Annotated in this window: 19 protein-coding genes and 1 tRNA gene; 1 reads left to right on the forward strand and 19 read right to left on the reverse strand. The window is 58.4% G+C overall.

Annotated elements, in window-relative coordinates; genetic code table 11:
• Nucleotides 1–10 precede the first annotated feature (10 nt).
• The 19 genes from codY to ychF form a co-directional block, all read right to left on the reverse strand.
• Nucleotides 11–901, reverse strand: a complete 891-nt coding sequence (gene codY, locus HMPREF7215_RS03875; RefSeq protein WP_009164348.1) for a GTP-sensing pleiotropic transcriptional regulator CodY — start codon at nt 899–901, stop codon at nt 11–13.
• A gap of 32 nt (nt 902–933) precedes the next feature.
• Complete coding sequence (gene hslU / locus HMPREF7215_RS03880) at nt 934–2,349, reverse strand: ATP-dependent protease ATPase subunit HslU (RefSeq protein WP_009164349.1); 1,416 nt, start codon at nt 2,347–2,349, stop codon at nt 934–936.
• Nucleotides 2,349–2,891, reverse strand: a complete 543-nt coding sequence (gene hslV, locus HMPREF7215_RS03885) for an ATP-dependent protease subunit HslV (protein WP_009164350.1) — start codon at nt 2,889–2,891, stop codon at nt 2,349–2,351. Before hslV ends, hslU begins: the two co-directional genes overlap by 1 nt.
• A 2-nt stretch (nt 2,892–2,893) precedes the next feature.
• Nucleotides 2,894–3,781, reverse strand: a complete 888-nt coding sequence (locus HMPREF7215_RS03890) for a tyrosine recombinase XerC (protein ID WP_040550367.1) — start codon at nt 3,779–3,781, stop codon at nt 2,894–2,896.
• A 180-nt stretch (nt 3,782–3,961) separates the two neighbouring features.
• Nucleotides 3,962–5,299, reverse strand: a complete 1,338-nt coding sequence (gene trmFO, locus HMPREF7215_RS03895; protein ID WP_009164352.1) for a methylenetetrahydrofolate--tRNA-(uracil(54)-C(5))-methyltransferase (FADH(2)-oxidizing) TrmFO — start codon at nt 5,297–5,299, stop codon at nt 3,962–3,964.
• Nucleotides 5,300–7,603: a type I DNA topoisomerase gene (topA, locus tag HMPREF7215_RS03900; RefSeq protein ID WP_009164353.1), complete on the reverse strand. Its 2,304-nt coding sequence runs from the start codon at nt 7,601–7,603 to the stop codon at nt 5,300–5,302.
• Nucleotides 7,604–7,627: 24 nt separating this feature from the next.
• The gene (locus HMPREF7215_RS13525) at nt 7,628–7,897 is read right to left on the reverse strand and encodes a hypothetical protein (RefSeq protein ID WP_198004547.1); all 270 of its coding nucleotides are present in this window, start codon (nt 7,895–7,897) and stop codon (nt 7,628–7,630) included.
• Between the two features lie 162 nt (nt 7,898–8,059).
• Nucleotides 8,060–10,438 (reverse strand): phosphoenolpyruvate synthase, encoded by a 2,379-nt coding sequence (ppsA, locus tag HMPREF7215_RS03910; protein ID WP_009164355.1) that lies wholly within the window; start codon nt 10,436–10,438, stop codon nt 8,060–8,062.
• A 75-nt stretch (nt 10,439–10,513) separates the two neighbouring features.
• Nucleotides 10,514–11,395, reverse strand: coding sequence for a pyruvate, water dikinase regulatory protein (locus HMPREF7215_RS03915; RefSeq protein ID WP_009164356.1), 882 nt, complete (start codon nt 11,393–11,395; stop codon nt 10,514–10,516).
• A gap of 18 nt (nt 11,396–11,413) precedes the next feature.
• Entirely contained in the window at nt 11,414–12,481 is a 1,068-nt protein-coding gene (gene dprA / locus HMPREF7215_RS03920; RefSeq protein ID WP_009164357.1) for a DNA-processing protein DprA, read from the reverse strand.
• Complete coding sequence (locus HMPREF7215_RS03925) at nt 12,478–13,983, reverse strand: YifB family Mg chelatase-like AAA ATPase (RefSeq protein WP_009164358.1); 1,506 nt, start codon at nt 13,981–13,983, stop codon at nt 12,478–12,480. Before HMPREF7215_RS03925 ends, dprA begins: the two co-directional genes overlap by 4 nt.
• Nucleotides 13,973–14,467, reverse strand: coding sequence for a YraN family protein (locus tag HMPREF7215_RS03930; RefSeq protein WP_009164359.1), 495 nt, complete (start codon nt 14,465–14,467; stop codon nt 13,973–13,975). Before HMPREF7215_RS03930 ends, HMPREF7215_RS03925 begins: the two co-directional genes overlap by 11 nt.
• Before the next feature lie 40 nt (nt 14,468–14,507).
• Nucleotides 14,508–15,068 (reverse strand): ribonuclease HII, encoded by a 561-nt coding sequence (locus tag HMPREF7215_RS03935; RefSeq protein ID WP_009164360.1) that lies wholly within the window; start codon nt 15,066–15,068, stop codon nt 14,508–14,510.
• Nucleotides 15,065–15,931, reverse strand: coding sequence for a YlqF/YawG family GTPase (locus HMPREF7215_RS03940; protein ID WP_009164361.1), 867 nt, complete (start codon nt 15,929–15,931; stop codon nt 15,065–15,067). Before HMPREF7215_RS03940 ends, HMPREF7215_RS03935 begins: the two co-directional genes overlap by 4 nt.
• Nucleotides 15,931–16,503, reverse strand: coding sequence for a signal peptidase I (gene lepB, locus HMPREF7215_RS03945; RefSeq protein ID WP_009164362.1), 573 nt, complete (start codon nt 16,501–16,503; stop codon nt 15,931–15,933). The genes HMPREF7215_RS03940 and lepB overlap by 1 nt, the downstream gene beginning before the upstream one ends.
• Nucleotides 16,504–16,559: 56 nt before the next feature.
• A complete protein-coding gene (locus HMPREF7215_RS03950; protein WP_198004549.1) occupies nt 16,560–17,042 on the reverse strand; it encodes a type II secretion system protein in 483 nt (160 codons plus the stop codon).
• On the reverse strand, nt 17,039–18,904 hold the full coding sequence (locus HMPREF7215_RS03955) for a nucleoside-diphosphate sugar epimerase/dehydratase (protein WP_009164363.1): 1,866 nt from the start codon (nt 18,902–18,904) through the stop codon (nt 17,039–17,041). The genes HMPREF7215_RS03950 and HMPREF7215_RS03955 overlap by 4 nt, the downstream gene beginning before the upstream one ends.
• A gap of 70 nt (nt 18,905–18,974) precedes the next feature.
• Entirely contained in the window at nt 18,975–19,409 is a 435-nt protein-coding gene (locus HMPREF7215_RS03960; protein ID WP_009164364.1) for a hypothetical protein, read from the reverse strand.
• A 35-nt stretch (nt 19,410–19,444) separates the two neighbouring features.
• On the reverse strand, nt 19,445–20,536 hold the full coding sequence (ychF, locus tag HMPREF7215_RS03965) for a redox-regulated ATPase YchF (protein WP_009164365.1): 1,092 nt from the start codon (nt 20,534–20,536) through the stop codon (nt 19,445–19,447).
• A 229-nt stretch (nt 20,537–20,765) separates the two neighbouring features.
• On the opposite strand from ychF, the gene HMPREF7215_RS03970 reads away from it, so the two are divergent.
• Nucleotides 20,766–20,843 (forward strand) — tRNA-Pro (locus HMPREF7215_RS03970).
• Nucleotides 20,844–20,859: the final 16 nt, after the last annotated feature.

Below are 20,859 nucleotides of genomic sequence, written 5' to 3' on the forward strand. Positions count from 1 at the left end.
GTGCCGACGGCTATTCCGTGCGCTTGAATTTGGAAGCGAGCTCATCCACGAACAAGGGACTCAGCACTTTGATGAAAGTGCCTTTCATGCCCAAACTGCGGCTTTCAATAATTCCGGCGCTCTCGAGCTTACGCAGCGCGTTGACGATCACGCTGCGGGTCACCCCGACGTGATCGGCGATCTTGCTGGCGATGACGACCCCTTCGCATTCGTTGTTCTCTTTTCTGAAACCGGCGTTCTTTTCGGCCGAGAGCTCCTTGAGCCGCGTGATGATGTGGTTGATCGCGTCAATTTCAGAATACGAAAGGGCCTTCATGGCCATATTTACAACAAGACGTTCGCGGGCAAGCTCTTCGATCTGCCGGGAACGGTCATGCAGGATTTCAATGCCGACCAGTGTCGCCAGATATTCGGCCAGAACGAGGTCCTGGGTTGAGAAGTTGCTCGCGAAACGCGCCAGTACAAGCGTCCCAAGCCGCTCCGAAGCTCCATAGATCGGCACATAGAGAGCCGTCTTATCAGCCACGCTCTCTGCCTGGTCATCAAAAAGCGCCCCATCGGCTTTGCTCAGTACGGTCTCCCTCTGCTGCGACAGCTTTTCCACAAAGCTTTCGGGCATATAGCCTTGCTCGATAAAGGAGGCAATGGCTTCGCTGTGGTATTCGTTCACCCATGCGTATCCCAGGATCTGTCCTTCTCTGCTCAAAACGTAAACGTTCGCGGTCGAAAATTCGCATAACAAGCGTGCCAGCTTGTTGTAATCGGGGCGCGTCCCTTCGCGACGGCCCTGCATCGCTCTCCCGACCTGACGCGTTTTCTCAAGCAGTTCATGCATCTCGACACTGTCGACTGCGCCGTTTAAACCTTCGGGCAACTTTTCTTTTGCATATGAGCGTCTCATGAGAATCCTGTCTCCTTTCAGCCATGAAAATCTTAAAGCAGATACCGCCGCAGATCCTTATCGCCAACAAGTGGTTCAAGTTTCTTTACAACGAAAGACTTGTCGATTTCAATCGCTTCACCTGTCCGTTCGGGGGCGGAAAAGCTGATTTCTTCCAAAAGCTGCTCCAGAATGGTGTGTAGCCGGCGCGCCCCGATATTCTCCATCTCCAGATTCATTCTTTCGGCCATCGCCGCGATCTCTTCCACCGCTTCGTCGGTAAAACGCAGTTCAAGCCCTTCGGTTTCGATCAGGGCGACCGACTGATGGATCAGGCTGTGCCGCGGTTCGATCAGGATACGGCGCAATTCTTCTTTTCCAAGCGCCGTCAGTTCGACGCGGATGGGCAGCCGTCCCTGAAGTTCGGGAACGAGGTCGGAGGGCTTGGCATCGTGAAAGGCGCCGGCGGCGATAAAGAAAATATGATCCGTTTTCACCTGACCGTATTTCGTAGTGACGGAACAGCCTTCGACGATCGGAAGCAGATCCCGCTGCACACCTTCGCGGCTGACGTCCGGACCGCCGCCGCGCCCTCGCGAGACGATCTTGTCGATCTCGTCGATGAAAATGATCCCTTCCTGCTGCGCTTTGTCCAAAGCTTCCTGCGTGGCGGCTTCGATGTCGATGAGTTTCTCCGCTTCCTCGGCCTGGAGGACGCGAAGCGCGTCTTTCACCTTCATGCGGCGTTTTTTGCTCTTTTTCGGCATCATGCCGCCCAACATCTCGGAAATGTTGATGCCGATGCCGCCCATTTCGCCGTTGCCAAAAGAAGCGATGGGACTGGAACTTTCCTGCACGTCGATTTCCACTTCGCGTTCGTCCAGTTTGCCGCCTTTCAGCATGTTCAGCATGCGTTCGCGCGTACTCTGGCGCACCGCCGGGCTCTCTTCCGGCGCCGCATCTTCCGGCTGTTCCGCCTGTTCTTTCTTGAGATAATTCAGGAATGTCGGGATCCCCGCCGCAGACGAGCTTTTTCTCACCGGAAGCAGATAATCCACCAGCCGCTCCTGCGCGTGTTCAAACGCCACGGACTGGACGCCGGCGATCATCCGTTTCTTGACCATCTGCATGGCGTTTTCCACGAGGTCGCGGACCATCGATTCAACGTCGCGTCCCACATAGCCGACTTCGGTGAATTTCGTCGCTTCCACTTTCACAAACGGCGCGTTGACAAGATCGGCAAGGCGCCGGGCGATCTCCGTTTTGCCCACGCCGGTGGGGCCGACCATCAAAATGTTTTTCGGCGCGATCTCCTGCGCAAGATCTTCGGGCAGCTTGCGGCGTCTGAGGCGATTCCTCAGAGCGACGGCCACGGCGCGTTTCGCCTTCTCCTGCCCGATGATATAGCGGTCGAGGTACTGCACGATGGCCGAGGGCACCAGATTTTTCATCTCTTCCGTCAGAAGCATCACAGGACCTCCACCGTGAGGATATTGTCGGTATAAATACAAATCTCGGAAGCGATCAGCAGAGAACGCTTCGCTATTTCCGCCGCGTCGAGGGACGAAACGTCCAGATACGCCCGGGCCGCCGCCAGGGCGTATCCCGAACCGGAACCGACGGAAGCCGCGTCGTTTTCCGGCTCGATCACGTCCCCGGCGCCAGAGAGCAGGATCGTATGTTCCCGATCGGCAACGAGCAACATAGCCTCCAGCTTCTGCAGCATGCGGTCGGTCCGCCACATTTTGGCCAGCTCAACGGATGCCCTCATCAGGTTTCCGCTGTATTCCTGCAATTTTTTCTCAAAAAGTTCCATCAGCGTCATCGCGTCGGCAGTCGCGCCGGCAAACCCGACGAGGACATTGCCGTCGTAAAGTTTGCGGACCTTTTTCGTCCCCGCCTTGATGATCTGGTTGCCCAGAGTCATCTGTCCGTCGCCGCCCATGGCGACTTGCCCGTTCTTGCGCACGCAGACGATCGTCGTGCCGTGAATCGTCACATTCTGAGACATTTTCATTCCTCCTCTCCCGATCTTGGATGAGCCGCCATATAGCTGTCTCTCAGGTGACCGGGAGTGACCTTCAAATAGCGCTGCGTCGTCAGCAGGCTTTCGTGCCCCAGCAGTTCTTGGAGGACGTTCAGCGAAGCCCCGCCTTCCAGCATATGCGTGGCAAAGCTGTGGCGCACGGAGTGCGGCGTGACGTTTTCAAGCCCGGCGTTGCGCGCGGCCTGGACCACAAGCCGGTGCACCGTCCGCACCGTGATGGCGGCGCCGCCTTTCCCCGGGAAAAGGAATCCCGGTTCCGGGAGACATTCGGCTTTCCATCGGGTCAACGCTTCCTTGGCATAACGCCCAAACGGGACGAGACGCTCCTTGTCGCCTTTGCCCCTGACCTTGAGCCAGCGTTCGTCTACGTCGACGTCGTCCCAGCGCAGAGAGACCAGCTCCGCCACGCGGACGCCGCAGCCGTACATCACTTCGAGGATCGTGCCGTTGCGCAGACAGGGTTTTATTTTCCACGCTTCCTGGATCAGGCGCTCGATCCCGTCTCGCGACAGGGCTCTCGGCAGCCGTTCGGGAAGCCGGGGGCTGCGAATCGACGCCGCGGGATCGGCCGCGATGAGCCCCTTTTCAAGAAGATAAAGCTCAAACGCCTTTACGGCGGAAAGTTTTCGCGCAATGGAAGAGTTGGCATATCCAAAACCGGCGAGCGAGCGCAGGAACGCGCGGATCAGCGGCGTCGTAATCTCAAGAGGGCCCGTCTCTTGATTCTCGACAAAGTCGGCAAACTGCGCGAGATCGACCGCATAATTCGTCACGGTGTTTTCGGAACTGGCCTTATTGTTCCGCAAATATTCAAGGAAAGAATCCAGCTGGCCGTTCATTGAGACCTCAGACATTGGGGTTCCCTCCCCTCTTTAATTATACGAACTGTTTCATAGCGCCGCCGATTCAAATCATAACATGAGTTCACGTAAAAATCACCAATTTTGGGAAATCTTCATTTTATCCAAACATCTTGGATAACGGTACGTTTCATACGAATAAAACCATTCGAAATTCTTTTTTCACTCAAGAAGTCATTCTTCGCCCGGTCCAGAAAAAAACAAGGCGCTGTTTGCCTTAAACTGCAAGAATTTAAGGCGCCCGCGGCTTAAAATTTTCTCATGGCGTTCTTTACGGCTTTTGATTTTTTCATCCAGAGGCGGGAAAATCCCCATATTCGCGTTCGTCGGGGCGAAGCGGGGATTGGTGGCGTCCTTCAGCCTGAAAAGCAGCGCGCCGATGGCGCTTTCCACAGGCCATTGCGGCTGAGGCAGCCCGTTCAGGAAGGAAAAAACGCCCAGCGCGGCGACGGCCCCCATCGCCGTGCTTTCCACGTAGCCTTCCACACCCGTCATCTGCCCCGCCAGAAAAAGGGATTCCATCCCCCGGGGCCGCAGGCAGCCGTCGAGGCAGCGCGGCGCGTCGACGTAAATATTGCGATGCATGACGCCCATTCGCACGAACTCGGCACGTTCGAGCCCGGGGATCAGGCGAAAAACTCTTTGCTGCTCTCCCCAGCGCAGGTTGGTCTGAAAACCGACAAGGTTGTAGAGCGTGCCTTCGGCGTTGTCCTGACGGATCTGCACGACAGCGTAAGGGCGCTTCCCCGTGCGGGGATCGTTCAGCCCGACGGGACGCAGCGGGCCGAAACGAAGCGTGTCGCGCCCGCGCGAAGCGATGGCTTCGACCGGCATGCAGCCTTCGAAGTATTCCGCCTTTCCTTCGAAATCGTGCAGCGGAGCTCTTTCGGCCGCGATCAGAGCCTCATAAAACGTTTGATACTGCCGTTCGTCCATCGGGCAGTTGATGTAATCGCCGCCTTCGCCGTCGGCATAGCGGTCTTTGCGGTACGCGACGGACATGTCGACTGACTCCAGCTCGATCACCGGGGCGACGGCGTCGTAAAAATAGAGATAATCCTGCCCGAACAGCGTCTGGAGCTTTGCCGCCAGCGCCGGGGACGTCAAGGGACCGCTGGCGATGATGCAGGGGCCGTCGGGAATTTCGGCAACTTCCCGGCGGGTCAGCGTAAAAAGGGGATCTTTCATCAGCGTATCGGTGATAAACTGCGAGAACCGTTCGCGGTCCACGGCAAGCGCTTTTCCCGCAGGCACTGAATGCGCGTCGGCGGATTTCATGATCAGGCTGTCGAGGGCGCGGAGCTCCTCTTTGAGAAGCCCCGCCGCGGAGTCGCCGCTGTCGGAGCCCAGCGAATTGCTGCAGACCAGTTCGCCCAGCTTGTCGGTACGGTGAGCCGGGCTCGAGACGACCGGACGCATCTCGAACATATGCACGGGGATTCCCCGCCGCACAAGCTGCCATGCCGCTTCGGAACCGGCCAGACCGCCGCCGGCGATGACGACGGGCTGCATTTAGCTCTTTCCCTTATGGGCGCACTTCGTACAGACGGGCGTCCGCGACCGGCCGACATATTCCATCAGGCCGCCGCAGAGCGGGCATTTTTCAGGCGCCGGCTTGTTCCAGGAAACATAATCGCAGTCGGGATAGCGGGAGCAGCCATAGAACGTGCGCCCTTTTTTGCTTTTGCGCTGCACCACTTGCCCGCCGTGCTCGTTCCCGCATTTCGGACAGGGAACGCCGATTTCCTTTTGAACCGGTTTTATGTAATGGCATTCGGGGAATCCCGAACAGCCGATGAAATCGCCGAAACGGCCCTGTTTTTTCACAAGCGGTCTGCCGCATTGCGGGCACGTCTCGCCCGTCAGCTCAGGCGGCGGAGGCGGGACCACGGGCGCTTTTTCGGCTTCGGCGATGGCGTCGGTGAAAGGCTTCCAAAACTGCCCGATCAGCTCCACCCAGTTTTTCTTCCCCGACTCGACCTGATCGAGGGAACTTTCCATGGAAGAGGTAAAACCGACGTCGACGATCGGCGACGTCGATTTCCCGTCGAAATGTTCGAGCAGAAATTTATTCACCGACCGCCCCAGCTCGCTCGGCTTCAGCTTGCGCCCTTCCTCGCGCGCGACGTAGGAACGGTCGTAAAGCGTCTCGACGATGGTCGCGTAGGTGGAGGGGCGTCCGATCCCGTCGTCTTCAAGAGTCTTGATCAGCGTCGACTCGGTAAACCGCGCCGGCGGCTTGGTCTGTTCCTTTTCGGACTGGACGTTCCGGATATTCAGCAGCTCGCCTTCCCGCGCCTTCTGTATCATGGCATCCTTGACGTCAAGATCCCAGACGGCACCCCAGCCGTCAAAACCGACCGACGCGCCCTGGGCGCGCAGCCCGTATTTTCCGCATTCGCAGTCGAGCGTCGCGGAATCGACGACGGCGGGGGCCATCTGCGAAGCGACGCTGCGCCGCCAAATCATATCGTAGAGCCGGTACTGCTCCGCCGTCAAAGATTCTCTGATCGATTCGGGCGTCAGCGCAAAGTCCGTGGGGCGGATGGCCTCGTGGGCGTCCTGGGCGTTGGCGCCGGCCTGGTAAACGACGGCTTTTGCCGGAAGATATTTTTTGCCCCAGCGTCCTTCGATCACTTTTCGAGCCTGACTCAACGCTTCCGGCGCCATGCGCAGGCTGTCGGTCCTCATGTAGGTGACCAGACCGACCGTACCGTGTCCGGGAATGGCGACGCCTTCAAAGAGGCTCTGCGCGATCCCCATCGTGCGCCGCGGGGAAAAGCCCAGCCGGCTTGCGGCGATCTGCTGCATCGTGCTGGTTTTGAACGGGGCCGGCTGTTTCCGCGCGTTTTTCTTCGCCGTGAAACTTGCGACGATCAGCGGCTTCTCCTTCAGCGTCTTTTCGATATCGCGGACTTTGGCGAGCGTGTCGATCGCCAGAGTTTTGCCGTCGGAAAGCAGGCTGCGCCCGTTCTCCCTTTCGACGTGCAGCCTGTAGGCGCGCCCGTCGTCGGCCGTTGCGTCGACAAAGACATTCCAGTAATCCTGAGGCACGAAATTCTCGATTTCCTGCTCGCGCTCGCAGAGGATCGCCAGGGCGACCGACTGCACCCGTCCGGCCGAGAGCCCGCGGCGGATCTTCTTCCAGAGGAGCGGGCTCAGCGTGTAGCCCACCAGGCGGTCAAGCACGCGCCGCGCCTGCTGCGCGTCGACCCGGTCCATATCGATCGGAGCCGGTTCCTTGACGGCGTTTCTAACGGCGTCCGCCGTGATCTCATGAAAGCGGACCCGGCAGTTCTCCTTTGGATCGACGCCGAGCAGCTCGGCGACGTGCCAGGCGATCGCCTCTCCTTCGCGGTCGGGGTCGGCGGCGAGGAGTATTTTTTGGGCCGTAGCGGCGGCGGCCTGAAGCTCTTTTTTTACGGGAGCCTTCCCTTTCACTAAAATGTATTCCGGTTTGAAATCGTTCTCGATGTCGATTGCCAGGCGGCTTTTGGGCAGATCGACGATGTGGCCGACGCTGGCTTTGACGACGTAGCCGGAGCCCAAAATTTTCGTCAGCGTCTTCGCTTTCGTCGGCGACTCGACGACCACCAGCGTCTTGCCATGCCGGGCAGGCAAGGCTTTCTTCGCTTCTTCCAGCGCTTTTCCGGCGGATTGTGTCGCTTTTTTTCTTATCGATGCGGATTTTGCGGAAACGCCAGCCGTCGTTTTCTTTCCGGGAGCCGCCGCGCTTTTCGCCGCCGCGGCCGCCGTCTTTTTCTTCGAAACCGTTTTTCCGGGCGCTTTCTTTGTGCTTTTTGCTGTAGGAGCCATGACGCTCTCCTTTCGATTTTGTTTTTAACTGAACAGATGGTCCGATTCCTGTTTTTGAAACAGTGATTCCAGAGCTTCCTCCAACGCGTCGGTCTCGCCCAGGTCGTGCAACACGGCAGCAACCAATTCGGCGTCGCCGGGAAACTGACGCATCCTCGAAATCGTCACGACTTCGGTGATCAGATCCTCGAACTGCTTCTGCGTAAGCCACTTCTGAGTTCGATATCGATAGATCAAAGCCTGCGCGTCCACAGTCAGGCAAGACTGTTCTGCGGGACTCAAAACTCGCATCATGCAGGCACATCCTTTCTCCCCGATCTTAAAAATCCGAAAAAAACGAGCGATGACTGTCGGACATTTTAGCGTCCAATTTCCAATTGTCAAATTTGTGCCTTTAAATAGAAAAAAGGAGCTGAAGGCAAAAACCTCCGGCTCCTTTTCGATTGTCATGGGACGTTAAAGTTCTTGTCCCATCAGTTTTCTCATGCCGCCGAGAATCATCCGTTGCTCCACGCCCGCGACCAGCCGCCGCGTGTACGCGACCGTATCGGGATTGACGCTCATGCTGTCGATCCCTTCGTGCACCAGAAATTCGGCGAAGTCGGGATAGAGCGACGGGCCTTGCCCGCAGATCGAGCAGGTAATTCCCTGTTTGTGCGCCGCATGGATCAGCGTTTTGATCGCATTTTTCACGGAAGGGTCGCGCTCGTCGAAGTAGCCCATGTTGTTGAGGATGCCGGAATCGCGATCGACGCCCATGACCAGCTGAGTCAGATCGTTGCTGCCGATGCTGAAACCGTCGACCAGTCCGGCGAATTCTTCCGCCTGGAAAACGACGGCCGGCACCTCGGCCATGATCCAGATCTTGAAGGATTTGTTCTGGACCAGCCCTTCGGAAGCCATGATCTCCTTCACGCGAGCCACTTCCCAGGTCGTGCGCACAAAAGGAAGCATGACCCAGACGTTGATCAGGCCGAACTCGTCGCGGACTTTCTTGATGGCCTTGCACTCGAGGCGGAAACCTTCCTCATAGGCCGGCGAAATATAACGCGAGACGCCGCGCCAGCCGATCATGGGATTGTTCTCTTCCGGCTCCACTTCGCCGCCCTCGAGACCGCGGAACTCGTTGGTGCGGAAGTCGCTCATGCGCACGACCAGAGGACGGGGATAAATGGCCTGGGCGACGGTCGTGATGGCCTGGCTCATGTCGTTGATCAGCACTTCGCCGCGCCCGGTGCGCAGCAGATACATGGGGTGCACGCCGATATGAGAGAAGATGAACTCGGTGCGCATCAGGCCGATGCCGTCGAACGGCAGGCGGCTGTACTTGCCGATGATCGAAGCGTCGCCCAGGTTCATGTAAATCTTCGTGCCGGTGATCGGAGCGGCTTCCGCAGCGACCGCCGCCGACTGCTTCGCGGCAGCGCCCTCGGCGACAGGCGAATGAATATCCTGATCCGAAGAGAGGTTGACGTTGCCGCGGTAGACGACGCCGCGAGTCGCATCGACGGTGATCTCCATGCCTTCCGCAAGGACTTCGGTGCCGTTCTTGCTGCCGACGATGCAGGGGATCCCCAGTTCGCGGGAAACGATAGCCGCGTGGCAGGTGCGTCCGCCTTCGTCGGTGACGACCGCGCAGGCTTTTTTCATGGCGGGGACCATGTCGGGATTGGTCATGCCCGTCACCAGCACGTCGCCGTCTTTGACGCGCGCGATTTCCTGAAGCGAGTCGATGCGCACCACGCGCCCGTGGGCGATGCCCGGGGATGCGGCCAAACCGCGAACGAGCACCGTTAAAGTTTTCTGATCCATGATCGTGTTCTCCTTTTTGGCGGGCTCCGCTTTCAGGGTCGTGATCGGACGAGCCTGAAGGATGTAGAGTTTCTTCGTGTCCCTGTCCTGTCCCCATTCAATGTCCATGGGGACGCCGTAATGCGCCTCGATGGCCTTGCCGGCCTCGGCCAGATGGCGGATTTCTTCGACGCTCATACAACGGGCGCCGACTGCCGCCGGGCCCAGATAATCGGCGACGTCGACGGTCACCGTGCCACCTGTTTTTTCTTTGTCGACGATCATGATCTTTTTGTCCGCGATGCTGACGTCAAGTTCGGTAAGCGTCTCTTTGTCGAGAATGAACTCGTCGGGAGAAACCGAACCCGACACGACCGCTTCGCCAAGTCCCCAGCTGGCGTTGATCATAATCTGAGCGCGCTCGCTCGTAACGGGATTGGCGGTAAACATCACGCCGGACTTTTCGCTGGCCACCATTTTCTGCACGACGGCGCACAGCGAAACGCTGAAGTGATCGTAATCCTGCTTCTGGCGGTAATAGGTGGCGCGGGCCGTCCAGAGCGAAGCCCAGCACTGCCTCACGTGATCCACGACCGACGGCGCTCCGATCACATGCAGGTAAGTGTCCTGCTGTCCGGCGAACGAGGCGTCGGGCAGGTCCTCCGCGGTGGCGGAGCTTCTGACGGCGACGTCGGGCTCTTTCAGCCCCACCTTCTCCGCCAGTTTTTCGTAGGCTTCGACGATCTGCTTTTCGATGTAAGCGGGAATCGGCGCTTTCTGGATCAGGGTCCGAATCGTTTCCGTCTTCTGCTGAAGCGCTGCCGTGTCTTCAAAATCCAGCCCTTTGAGAAGATCTGAAATCTGCGTATTCAGGCCGTTCTCTTTGATAAAACGCGCATAAGTTTCGGCAATGACGCAGAATCCGGGAGGAACGGGAGCGCCGGTCGAGGTCAGCTCGCCCAGGTTGGCTCCTTTGCCGCCCACAACAGGAATATCATCTTTGCGTATCTCCTCAAACCACTTAATCGCATTGTAGTTTTCCATCGGCGCAGCCTCCAAAAAATATATTTAAGATGTTTATCGCTTGAAACCGGGCGCATTCCGCTCGGTCAAAGCCAATCAATCCAGCAGAGCGGGGCAGCCTTGCTCGCGAAGATAGTCCAGAACGACCTGAGCCGTCTCCTCCAGAGCGCGGCCCGTCACGTCGATCGCTTTGATCTGCAGGCGCTCCATAATGTGACGCGCGTAATCGAGCTCGGTTTTGACGCGTCCTTCTTGGGCGTAAAAAGCTTTATCGGGATCGAGGCCGATGATTTGCAGCCGCTCCCGGCGAATCTTGCGCAGGGCATCGGGTTGGATGACCAGACCGACGATGCGGCCGTGCGGCAGAGTGAAAAGCTCATCCGGCGGCGCCAGTTCAGGGACGAGCGGGACATTGGCGGTACGGATGCCTTTGTTGGCCAGGTACATCGACAGAGGGGTCTTGCAGGTTCGCGAAACGCCCACGATGACCAATTCAGCTTCCGGAAGGAGGTTGGGATTGGCGCCGTCGTCGCAAGTGCTCGAAAACTCGAGAGCCTTGACGCGGCGAAAATAGGCCTCGTCGAGTTTGTGCTGCGACCCCGGCGTCCCTTTGGGCGGAATCCCCAGCCGCGCCGAGATCGTATCCAGCGTCGGGCCGATCAGGTCGATGACCTTCAGGCCCATTTCCCCTGCATAACGCATCAGGGCCTCGCGCACCGACTGCGCCACCAGAGTGCAGACGATGATCGCCTTGTTTTCCTTCGCCTGCCAGCAGATGTTGATCAGCTTGTCGATCGTGTCGACCGTCCGAAAACGGTGCAGCGCCACGACGTGCCGCGCCTCGTCGAACTGGCGCAATGCGGCGCGCGTCACGCTTTCGGCCGTTTCTCCCGTAAAATCGGAAACGATGAAGATCTCCAGTTTCACGCCGTTTTGTTCGGCTTCAGAAGAGAAAAGTTCGTAGCTGTCCGTACTCATCGGTCTTCCCTCGGCTTTCTAATGTGGAACCGCTCTCCAGCGTCCGCCCCCTGAAGTATAAATAAGCGACTGAACCTGAAGTTCGGAAATCAAACGCATCAATTCTACCGCAGAAATGCCGGTCCGCTTCGAGATCTGATCCAGCGTCAGGTCTCCCTGGTCGGAAAGACAGTCCAGAACCCGCCGTTCATCGTCGCCGAGTTCCAGCGGAGCGAACAGATCGAGTTGCCCGAAATGGCTGACGTGATCGATGAAATCCGCCACGTTGACCAGCGGCGAAGCGCCATCGAGGATCAGGCGATTGCTGCCCTCGCAGATCCGTTCGTCGATCCGCCCCGGCACCGCCCACACGTCGCGCCCCATTTCCATGGCCAGGCGCGCCGTGATCATCGCGCCGCCTTTGAGCGGCGATTCCACAACGATCAACGCTTTCGACAATCCGGCGATAATGCGGTTGCGCCGGGGAAAACGCCACGTTCGTCCGCAAGTGCCCAAAGGATACTCGCTGAGCAGCGCGCCGCGGCGCAGGATATTGTCGAAAAGCTCGTCGTGTTCGGGCGGCCAAACGACATCCACGCCCGTGCCCAAAACGGCCACGGTGACCCCGTCGTTTTCCAGCGCGCCGCCATGTGCCGCGCCGTCGATGCCGCGCGCGCCGCCGCTGACGACGACCATCCCCGCGCGCGACAGCGCGTTGCCGATCAGAGCGGCGACTTTGAACCCGTAAGGCGTGCACCGGCGCGTCCCCACGATTGAATATGCCGATTCGAAATCCGGCACATTCCCTTTCGCATAAAGTATCAACGGCGGTTCGGCGATGCCGCGCAAGCGAGACGGGTATCTTTCATTACTGTACCATGAAATTAAAAAAATACCAGCGTTTTCCGCGCGCTCGATTTCCTTTCCGTGCCAGTTTTCCCGGGCCAATTTTTCCAATCTATCGGCGCAGCGTTGAGAGACGATTCCGTCGCGGCGCAACTTTTCGACGATTTTCTCCGGTCCGTCGGACAGATCCACGTGTTGGAGCACGTTCGCCGAAAGTCCTTCGCACCCGTTCAGCCAAACGCACAATTCCAGTCCGTTCATTCCAGCACTCCCGAATCTCTGTAGGCCAGCGCTTCGGCAACCGCACGGTCATCCACGTTCCGCTCGCCCGCAAGATCGGCGATAGTACGGGCGACGCGCAGGACGCGGCTCAGGCCGCGGCCGGAAAGCCGCAGGCGTTCGGCCATCGCGGTCAGGTATTTCCGAGCCTCGGCGCTGAAACCTATTTCACGCCGCAGCATCTTCTCGGGCAACTCGGCGTTGCACTCCGCGCCGACGCGCTCTTTGCGTTCCCATTGCCGTTTCCGGGCTTTCACGACTCGGGCGCGGATTTCCGCGCTGCTTTCCCTGGCAGCGCCGCCCAATTCCAGCAGTTCCTGAGGCGTCAAGCGCGGCACCGAGACGTAGAGATCCACGCGGTCCAGCATCGGGCCGGAAAACTTTCTCTTATAACGTTCCAGTTCCTGGCTGCTGCAGCGGCACTGCTCGACCGGATCTCCACGCCAGCCGCAAGCGCACGGGTTGGCGGCCAGCACGAGCAAGACCCGGCTGGGGTACGTGACGCTGCCCGCCGCCCGGTTGACCGTGATGAAACCGTCCTCCAGCGGCTGACGCAGCGCCTCGATCAGATCCCGGCGAAACTCCGTGAATTCGTCGAGGAACAGCACGCCGCGATGCGCGAGACTGACTTCGCCGGGGCGGATGTCGCTGCCGCCTCCGCAAATGGACACGGTGCTCGCCGTGTGGTGAACCTGTCGGAAAGGACGGCGCCGGTCGACGGGCACTGGCAAACCGACGGAGCTCCGTATCAGCAGCGTTTCGAGAAACTCGTCGTCGGACAGCGGCGGCAAAATGCCCTGCAAGGCGCGCGCCATCAGCGTCTTGCCGCTGCCCGGAGAACCGACAAGCAAAATGTTGTGATGGCCTGCGGCCGCAATTTCGAGCGCTCTTCTCGCCGTCAGCTGTCCCTTCACGTCCGCAAAATCCGGCTCGACGGCGTTCAATCCCGAAGGCGGCATGTTTTTGACGACGCGGTTCAACTCTTTCTCGCGGCGCAAGTAGAGCAAAAGATCTTTCAGCGTCGGCACGCTGTACGCTTCGACGCCGTCGACCAGAGCCACTTCCGCGGCGTTGCCCTCGGGGCAAAAAAGCGGCAACTCAAGCGAACGCGCCAGCATCGCCGCCGGGACCGCTCCTCTGACGGAGCGCACGCGTCCGTCCAGTGCCAGCTCGCCCATATAGACTGCGGCGCCGGGCGGGGAACAATATTTCTTCTCGCAGGCCAAGGCCACGGCGATCGGCAGATCGAGCAGACTGCCCTCCTTGGGCAGATCAGCCGGTGCGAGGTTGACGGCGATGCGGCCGTAAATGGATATATCCAGCTCGCGCAGCGCCGCGCGCACGCGTTCGCGCGATTCGCGCACCGCCGCATCGGGCAGTCCCACGACCGAAAAGGAGAACATTCCCGAGGTGATCTCCGCTTCCACTTCCACCGGCAGCGCTTCGATGCCGCGCAGCGTGATGCCCTGTATTTCAGCAGCCACGGTCCTCCGCCCCTTCCATTTCCAGATATCTGAGCCACCGCAAATGCCACCGTTCATGGCCGACGTCGACGCTGACCAGGTCCAGTCGCCATTCGCCGCGCCACTGACGCCGCAGCGTATAGAGTTCGGCGCCGCGGAGCAAGCGTCTCCATTTGAGCGGACCGATCGTATCCTGCGCCGACATGACGGGATTTTTGCGCCGACAGCGAACTTCCACAAAGACGAGCGTTTTCCCTTCGAGAGCGACCAGATCCAGCTCGGAAAATCGCTCTCTCACGTTGCGCTCCAAAATCTTCAGTCCTTGCGCCTGCAAGAAGCCGGCGGCCAGTTCCTCGGCCCACCGGCCGATGGCTGCCCGCTCCTTCGCCAGAAAAAAAGCCCGCTCGGCCTGCGTCAGGACACCGTTTTCGGTATCTTTCGCAGGCCGCGCGGGCTTCAGCAGCTGACCGATCCCCTCTTTAAAATACAACGTGAGTTGTTTCATAACAGCGCCTCTCGTAAAGAAATCCGGATTCAAAGGAAGGTTACTCCCATGAAAAACTTCTTCTATGAATCGGCGTTGGCCCCAGTTCGGCAATCGCGCGGCGATGCGCCTCGGTCCCGTAACCTTTGTGCCGGGCAAAGTCATAATCGGGATAGATACCGTCGTAGACCGTCATCACGCGGTCGCGAAGCACTTTGGCGACGACGGAAGCCGCGGAAATCTGCGGATAGATATCGTCGCCGCCGATAATCGCCTGCTGATAGACGCTCAGACCGGGGATCTCCTGATTGCCGTCGACGATCACCCCGTCGACGTCAAGCGGGAGCTTTTCGACCGCCCGGCGCATCGCCCACAACGTCGCCCGCAGGATGTTCAGCCGGTCGATCCGTTCGGCCGGCGCCGACGCAGCGCGCCAGACGACGTTCAGTTCGAGCATGCGCGCGAATACTTTTTCACGCCGCGGCGGCGTCATTTTTTTCGAATCGCGAAGCCCCAAACCGACCAGGTCTTCCCGCTGCGCTTCCGTCAGCACGACCGCCGCCGCGACGACGGGGCCGGCCAGAGGGCCTCTTCCCGCTTCGTCAACTCCCACTAGAATCACTCATCTTCATCCCCATCTTCCGGAGCCTGAAGTTTTTCGGCCGCCGGCATCGTCGGACTTTCCAGCGAAAAACTGCCCAGCTTCCCCGCCGAAAACGATTCGAGAAATCGCCGGCCGGCAAGCGTGAAATCGACCATTCCGCCGCTGACAAGACAGCCCAATCGGCGCCCGACGGCTTCGAGCACGGTCACCGTGTCTTCCGGGTCGGCGGGGACGCCCCACTTCTCTTCGATAAAATGCCAGAGCCCCCGCCGCTGCAGATAATCGATCAAAGAACAGGCGACCGTGTCGTAGCCGCCGATCACGTCCGCCTTGGAACAGCCGAGCCAGGCCAGAGCCCTTTGGATGGCCGCGCCCGAGCGCGGATCGAGAATGCCGGGCGAATCGACGACCAGAAAATCGCCGCCGCGGTACCAGGAAACGCCGCGGGTGATGCCGGGGATACCGCCGACCGGCGCGGACTTTTTGCCGATCAGCAAATTCAGCAGCGCCGATTTGCCCACGTTGGGAATCCCCACGACCGCGACCCGCAGCTCGCGATATTGGGGCTTGCAGCGCGTGAAGGCCTGCTTCAAAGGCGCGATCTGCCGCGACAGCAGATCGAACGCCCACGCCTCGCGCTTGTTATTTTTATAATAACCGAGCCACTGCGCCGTGACGTCCTTATCCGCAAGGTCCCTTTTGGTCATGACGATCCAGACGGGCTTGCGCCGCGCAAATTTTTTCGTCAGCGGCGACGCGGTCAGCTCGGGGGCGCGCGCGTCGCGGACCTCGACGACCACGTCGAGCTTGTCGAGAAGTTCTTCCAGCTGCCGGGTGCCCTTGGCCATGTGCCCGGGGAACCACGCCGTCCTGCCCGCCATTATTTCACCAGTCCGATCCTGTTCAGCGGCCAGTAGCGCAAAATCACGGGGCCGCGGATGTTCTTTTCGGGCACGTAGCCCCAATAACGGCTGTCGGCCGAGTTCGGACGGTTGTCGCCAAGCGCGATGTACGACTTTTCGGGCACGACGACCGGCGCGTGATTGTACGTGTCGCGGAACGTCACGTAGGGTTCGTCGACTTTTTGGTCGTTGATCCAGACGATGCCGTTCCGTACCTCGAATTTGTCGCCGGGCAGGGCGATCAGACGCTTCACGTAATCGACGCCGGGATCTTTGGGATACTTGAAGACAAAGATGTCCCCGCGGCGCGGAGCGCGGAGCAGATATTCAAACTTGCAAACCAGAACGCGATCTCCTTCAAGGAGCGTGGGAAGCATTGAGCCGCTGGGAATCCAAAAAGCCTGAATAACGAACGTCTTCAGAAGCAGGGCCAAAACAACCGCCCAGATCACGGTCTCCAACGTCTCGCGAAGCCATGCCACAGGAATCATTTTCTCCCAAATTCTCACCGCAGGAGCGATAAGATTCTCCCACCATTCCCTGATCACCATGCCATTCCCTCCAGACAGGAAAATCTTCTTCGATAATAACAACAAAATAACGAATATTACCGCGAACTCGTGCGCCTGAGCGAACCCCGCAAGGACAGCGTCAGGGCCTCTCCGGTATTCCGCCCGTTTGCTTCGCAGGCAGTGATTACGAACGCCGGCGTGACCGTATGGGTCTGCCAACGATACGTGAAATTGCGGTGAGTTCCATTTAAACGCCAGCGGACTTTTGCATTGGCACTGAATTTCTCCTCTATCGCACTGCCTGAATGTCTGCCAAGCCAGCGCAATATCATGAAATGCGGCTGAGATAAATTTGACGGCAGATAAATACTCAAGTAAAAACTGCACCGCCAGCGATCCGCCCGAATTATGGCCGAATCGAGCCACTGCCTCAGATCGTCCATATCCCTTGCGGCCAGGTCCTGAACGGATTCGGTGCGCAACGCATTGAAAAGCCCGGCACAAAGCACGAGGATTACGGTCATGCCGATCAGGACTTCCGCCAGAGAGAAAGCTTTCCGCCGCCATCCCCGCATCATTTTCCTCCGGTCGCTTCGCCCGAACTTCTATATTCCGGGACAATCTTCGCAATGGCCGACACTATACCAGGGCTCTCAAGAAAAGTTTTGATTTTGCCAAGCATCCCTTCGGTTTCGGCGTGTCCTTCTTGAGAAATTCTCGCACAGAAGATTTTCGAGTGTGAGGTCGCCTCCACGTGTTTTTCATCGTAAAAAAGTTCTTCAAAGAGCTTTTCGCCCGGGCGAATGCCGGTATACGCGATCTTGACATCGCGATCCGGTTCGTAACCGTTCAGGCGAATCAGCGTCCGGGCGACTTCGGCGATATTGACGGGTTTCCCCATGTCCAAGAGGTAGATCCTCCCCGGCAAACCGATGGCCGCCGTCTGCAGTACCAGACCGGCAGCCTCGGAGACGAGCATAAAATACCGGCTCATCTGGGGATGAGTCACCGTCACGGGGCCGCCCGCCGCGATCTGACGTTCAAACTTGGGAACAACGCTGCCGCGGCTGCCGAGGACATTGCCAAACCGCACCGCCACGTAGGCGGTCCGCGGACAGTCTTTTTGCAGTTCCGTCAGAGTCATCTCGGCAATTCGCTTGCTGGCGCCCATGACGCTGCTCGGGTTAACCGCCTTGTCCGTGGAAATCATCACAAAACGACTTGCATTATATTTGCCGGCCATCCTGCCGAAAATCCATGTGCCGAGAGCGTTGGTACGAATCGCCTCGCGGGCGTTGCATTCCATCAGCGGCACGTGCTTGTGGGCCGCCGCATGAAAAACGATGTCGGGGCGCCACCGGGAAAAGACTTCTTCCATCGCTCTTTCATCAGCGACATCGGCAATTACCGGCACAAGTTTGACTTGACATGCCCTTTCCCGCAATTCTTCCAGCAAAGTGTAAATCGAAAACTCGCCATGGCCAAGCAAAACCAGCGTCTCAGGCGCATAAGGCAGAATCTGGCGGACAATTTCGCCGCCGATCGATCCCCCCGCACCGGAGATCAGCACGACACGACCGCGAAGAAGCTGGCCGATCCGCTGTGTGTCAAGCACGACGGGATCCCTGGACAACAAGTCCTCGAGACGAACCTTGCGCAATTTGTTCAGAGTGACCGTGCCGTCCGCGAGTTCCTGCAGCGAGGGCAAAATGCGGACGGAAATTTGCAGGGACAAAAGTTCGTTCAGAAGCTCGCGGACTCTGGCAACCGGGGCGGAAGGCAACGCCACCAGAACGTCGCTGATCCGCTCGGCTCCGACAATGCCGATCAGCTCGTGGAGCGTCCCGAGAACGGGAATGCCGGCGATCGTCTTCTTCGATTTGGCCGGATCGTCGTCGAGAAAACCGACGACGTTGAAGTTAGGATCATGCCGTTTCAGGTCGCGAGCCAAAAGCGCGCCCGCTTCCCCGGCGCCGACGATCAGCGTCTTCCTCGGCGGACGTCCGTTGTGTCCTTTCAGAGTCACCCGCCATGAAAGACGCAACAGCGTCAGGAAGGCAAAGCCGCAAAGGACCAGCATTCCCATAACGCTCAGCGGCACCACGAACGGAACCTCGACTCCAATATACAGCCCAATCAGCACGGCGCAAGCCAGCACGTAGGCTTTCAGCAAAATCAGAAGCTCTTCGATGCTCGTCTGCAGCCAGTAGACCCGATAGACCCCGCCGGCATAAAACGAAAACATGACGGCTGCGACGTAAAGCGGCCCCGCCTCAAAGATTCCATAAGTCGCCGCATACTCCAGAAAAATCGAGAACCTCAAGGCGTAGCTTATATAGACCGCCAGGCTCAACAGAAGCGCATCGATCAGGGCCACGCAGCCGTTCCGGGTTCCCAGGCTGCGCCACAGCGTGACGATCCGAAGGCCCCAATTTTCCACTTCCGTCTCCCCTCTCGAACCGCTCCATTTTAACGGTTTTTCTTCAAAAGTCCGGCTCTTGCCTGTGTTTTTAAGGAATAATAAGACCGCCGCCCGACTTTTTGCCGCTCATGCGCTCAAGCCGCTGCAAGTCGGCGGCAGAAGCCACGTCGAGACGAGGTTTCTTTTCCTCTTCCTCGATCATCGCCTTCACTTTCGCCTCGTAATCCTTCATGTTCTTCCGAATAGCCTCGGCATCGTTTTTGATCCAGACAATCATGTTGTCCGCAATCGATTTGAGCGCCTCATCGGCAGGCATCTCTTTGATGGCGCCGAGGTCGAGGAGCAGTTTGTGCTCCTCCTTCACCGACTGAACGAGGTCGTCGTCCGTCAAAAGCCCCTTTTTATAAAGAGCGCGCGCCAAGATGTTGAACTTGCTCTTCATGTTTTCGTTGGCCACCGCCATGGCGTCAACGCGCGAAAGAAGCATGGACAACACTTCGTCAAGACTGATCTGCATCGCCATTTTTACCACGTACCTTTCGTGAAATTTATGCGTGTTTAAACGTTAAAACGGAATTCCACAACATCGCCATCCCGCATGACATACTCTTTTCCTTCAAGCCGCAGCAACCCCTTCGCTTTCGCTTCCGCGACCGAGCCGCAGGCGATCAGATCGTCATAACCGACGATCTGGGCGCGAATAAAACCGCGCTCGAAGTCGCTGTGAATCGTACCGGCCGCCTGCGGAGCCAGAGTTCCTCTGCGAATCGGCCAGGCGCGCGATTCCTTTTCCCCCGCCGTCAAAAATGAAATCAGACCAAGCAAACGGTAGCCTGCGGAAATCAGACGGTCCAGCCCCGCTTCCTTCAAGCCGAGCGCTTCAAGATACTCCGTCTTTTCAGCATCGTCAAGCTCGGCGATCTCCGCTTCGACCTGAGCGCATATTGTCACGAACTCCGCCCCTTCGGCCTTCGCATGGTCGCAGACCACCTGAGCGTACTCGTTCAACGCCGTCGCGCCGATTTCATCCTCGGCGATATTGGCCACATAGAGCATCGGTTTGTCGGAAAGGAGATTCAGCCCGCGAAGATGCTGCTTTTCTTCATCGTTCAACGCAAGGGTGCGCACCAGTTTGCCGGCTTCGAGCGTTGCCTTTGCCCGGCGCAGCAGTTCGAGGTCGGGAGCCAGTTTTTTATCGGCTTTCGCCAGTTTCTCCAGCTTGGCGAGGTTCCGTTCCACCATCTCCAGGTCGGAAAGGATCAGCTCCAGTTCAATGGTCTCGATGTCGCGGGCCGGATTCACGGAGCCGTCCACGTGGACGATGTTGGGATTCTCGAAGCAGCGCACCACCTGGACGATGGCGCTGGCTTCGCGGATATTGGCGAGAAATTTGTTCCCCAGCCCTTCTCCTTTGCTGGCGCCGCGCACAAGACCGGCAATATCGTAGAATTCAACGACGGCAGGCGTGATCTTGACCGAATGAAACATATCGGAGAGGACCTTGAGGCGCGGATCGGGCACTTCCACCACGCCGACGTTGGGTTCGATCGTGCAGAAAGGATAATTCGACGCGTCCGCCCCGGCGGCTGTGATGGCATTGAAAAGCGTGCTCTTGCCCACGTTCGGCAGGCCTACGATTCCTAATTTCAACGACGACCCCTCATTTCAGATTTGATGAAGATGAACAGAGAGAACGCAAAAAACATACGCACAGAATTTCCCGGAGCGCGGCGCAGTTTTTCCCTGTCACATGCACTGAACATTTTACATCGGATTCCCATTATTTTCACTGCTGAAAATCGCATTCGGCAAATCGCAACTTTTTAAATTGGCGCTTGACACTTCTTCACCGCAGGGCTATAATGCCCAATGTCTTGAGCGGGACGTAGCGCAGCCTGGCTAGCGTACCTGAATGGGGTTCAGGTGGTCGGAGGTTCGAATCCTCTCGTCCCGACCAGAAATTTCCAGCGGAT

It is taken from the genome of Pyramidobacter piscolens W5455 (genome assembly GCF_000177335.1).
Lineage (GTDB): Bacteria > Synergistota > Synergistia > Synergistales > Dethiosulfovibrionaceae > Pyramidobacter > Pyramidobacter piscolens.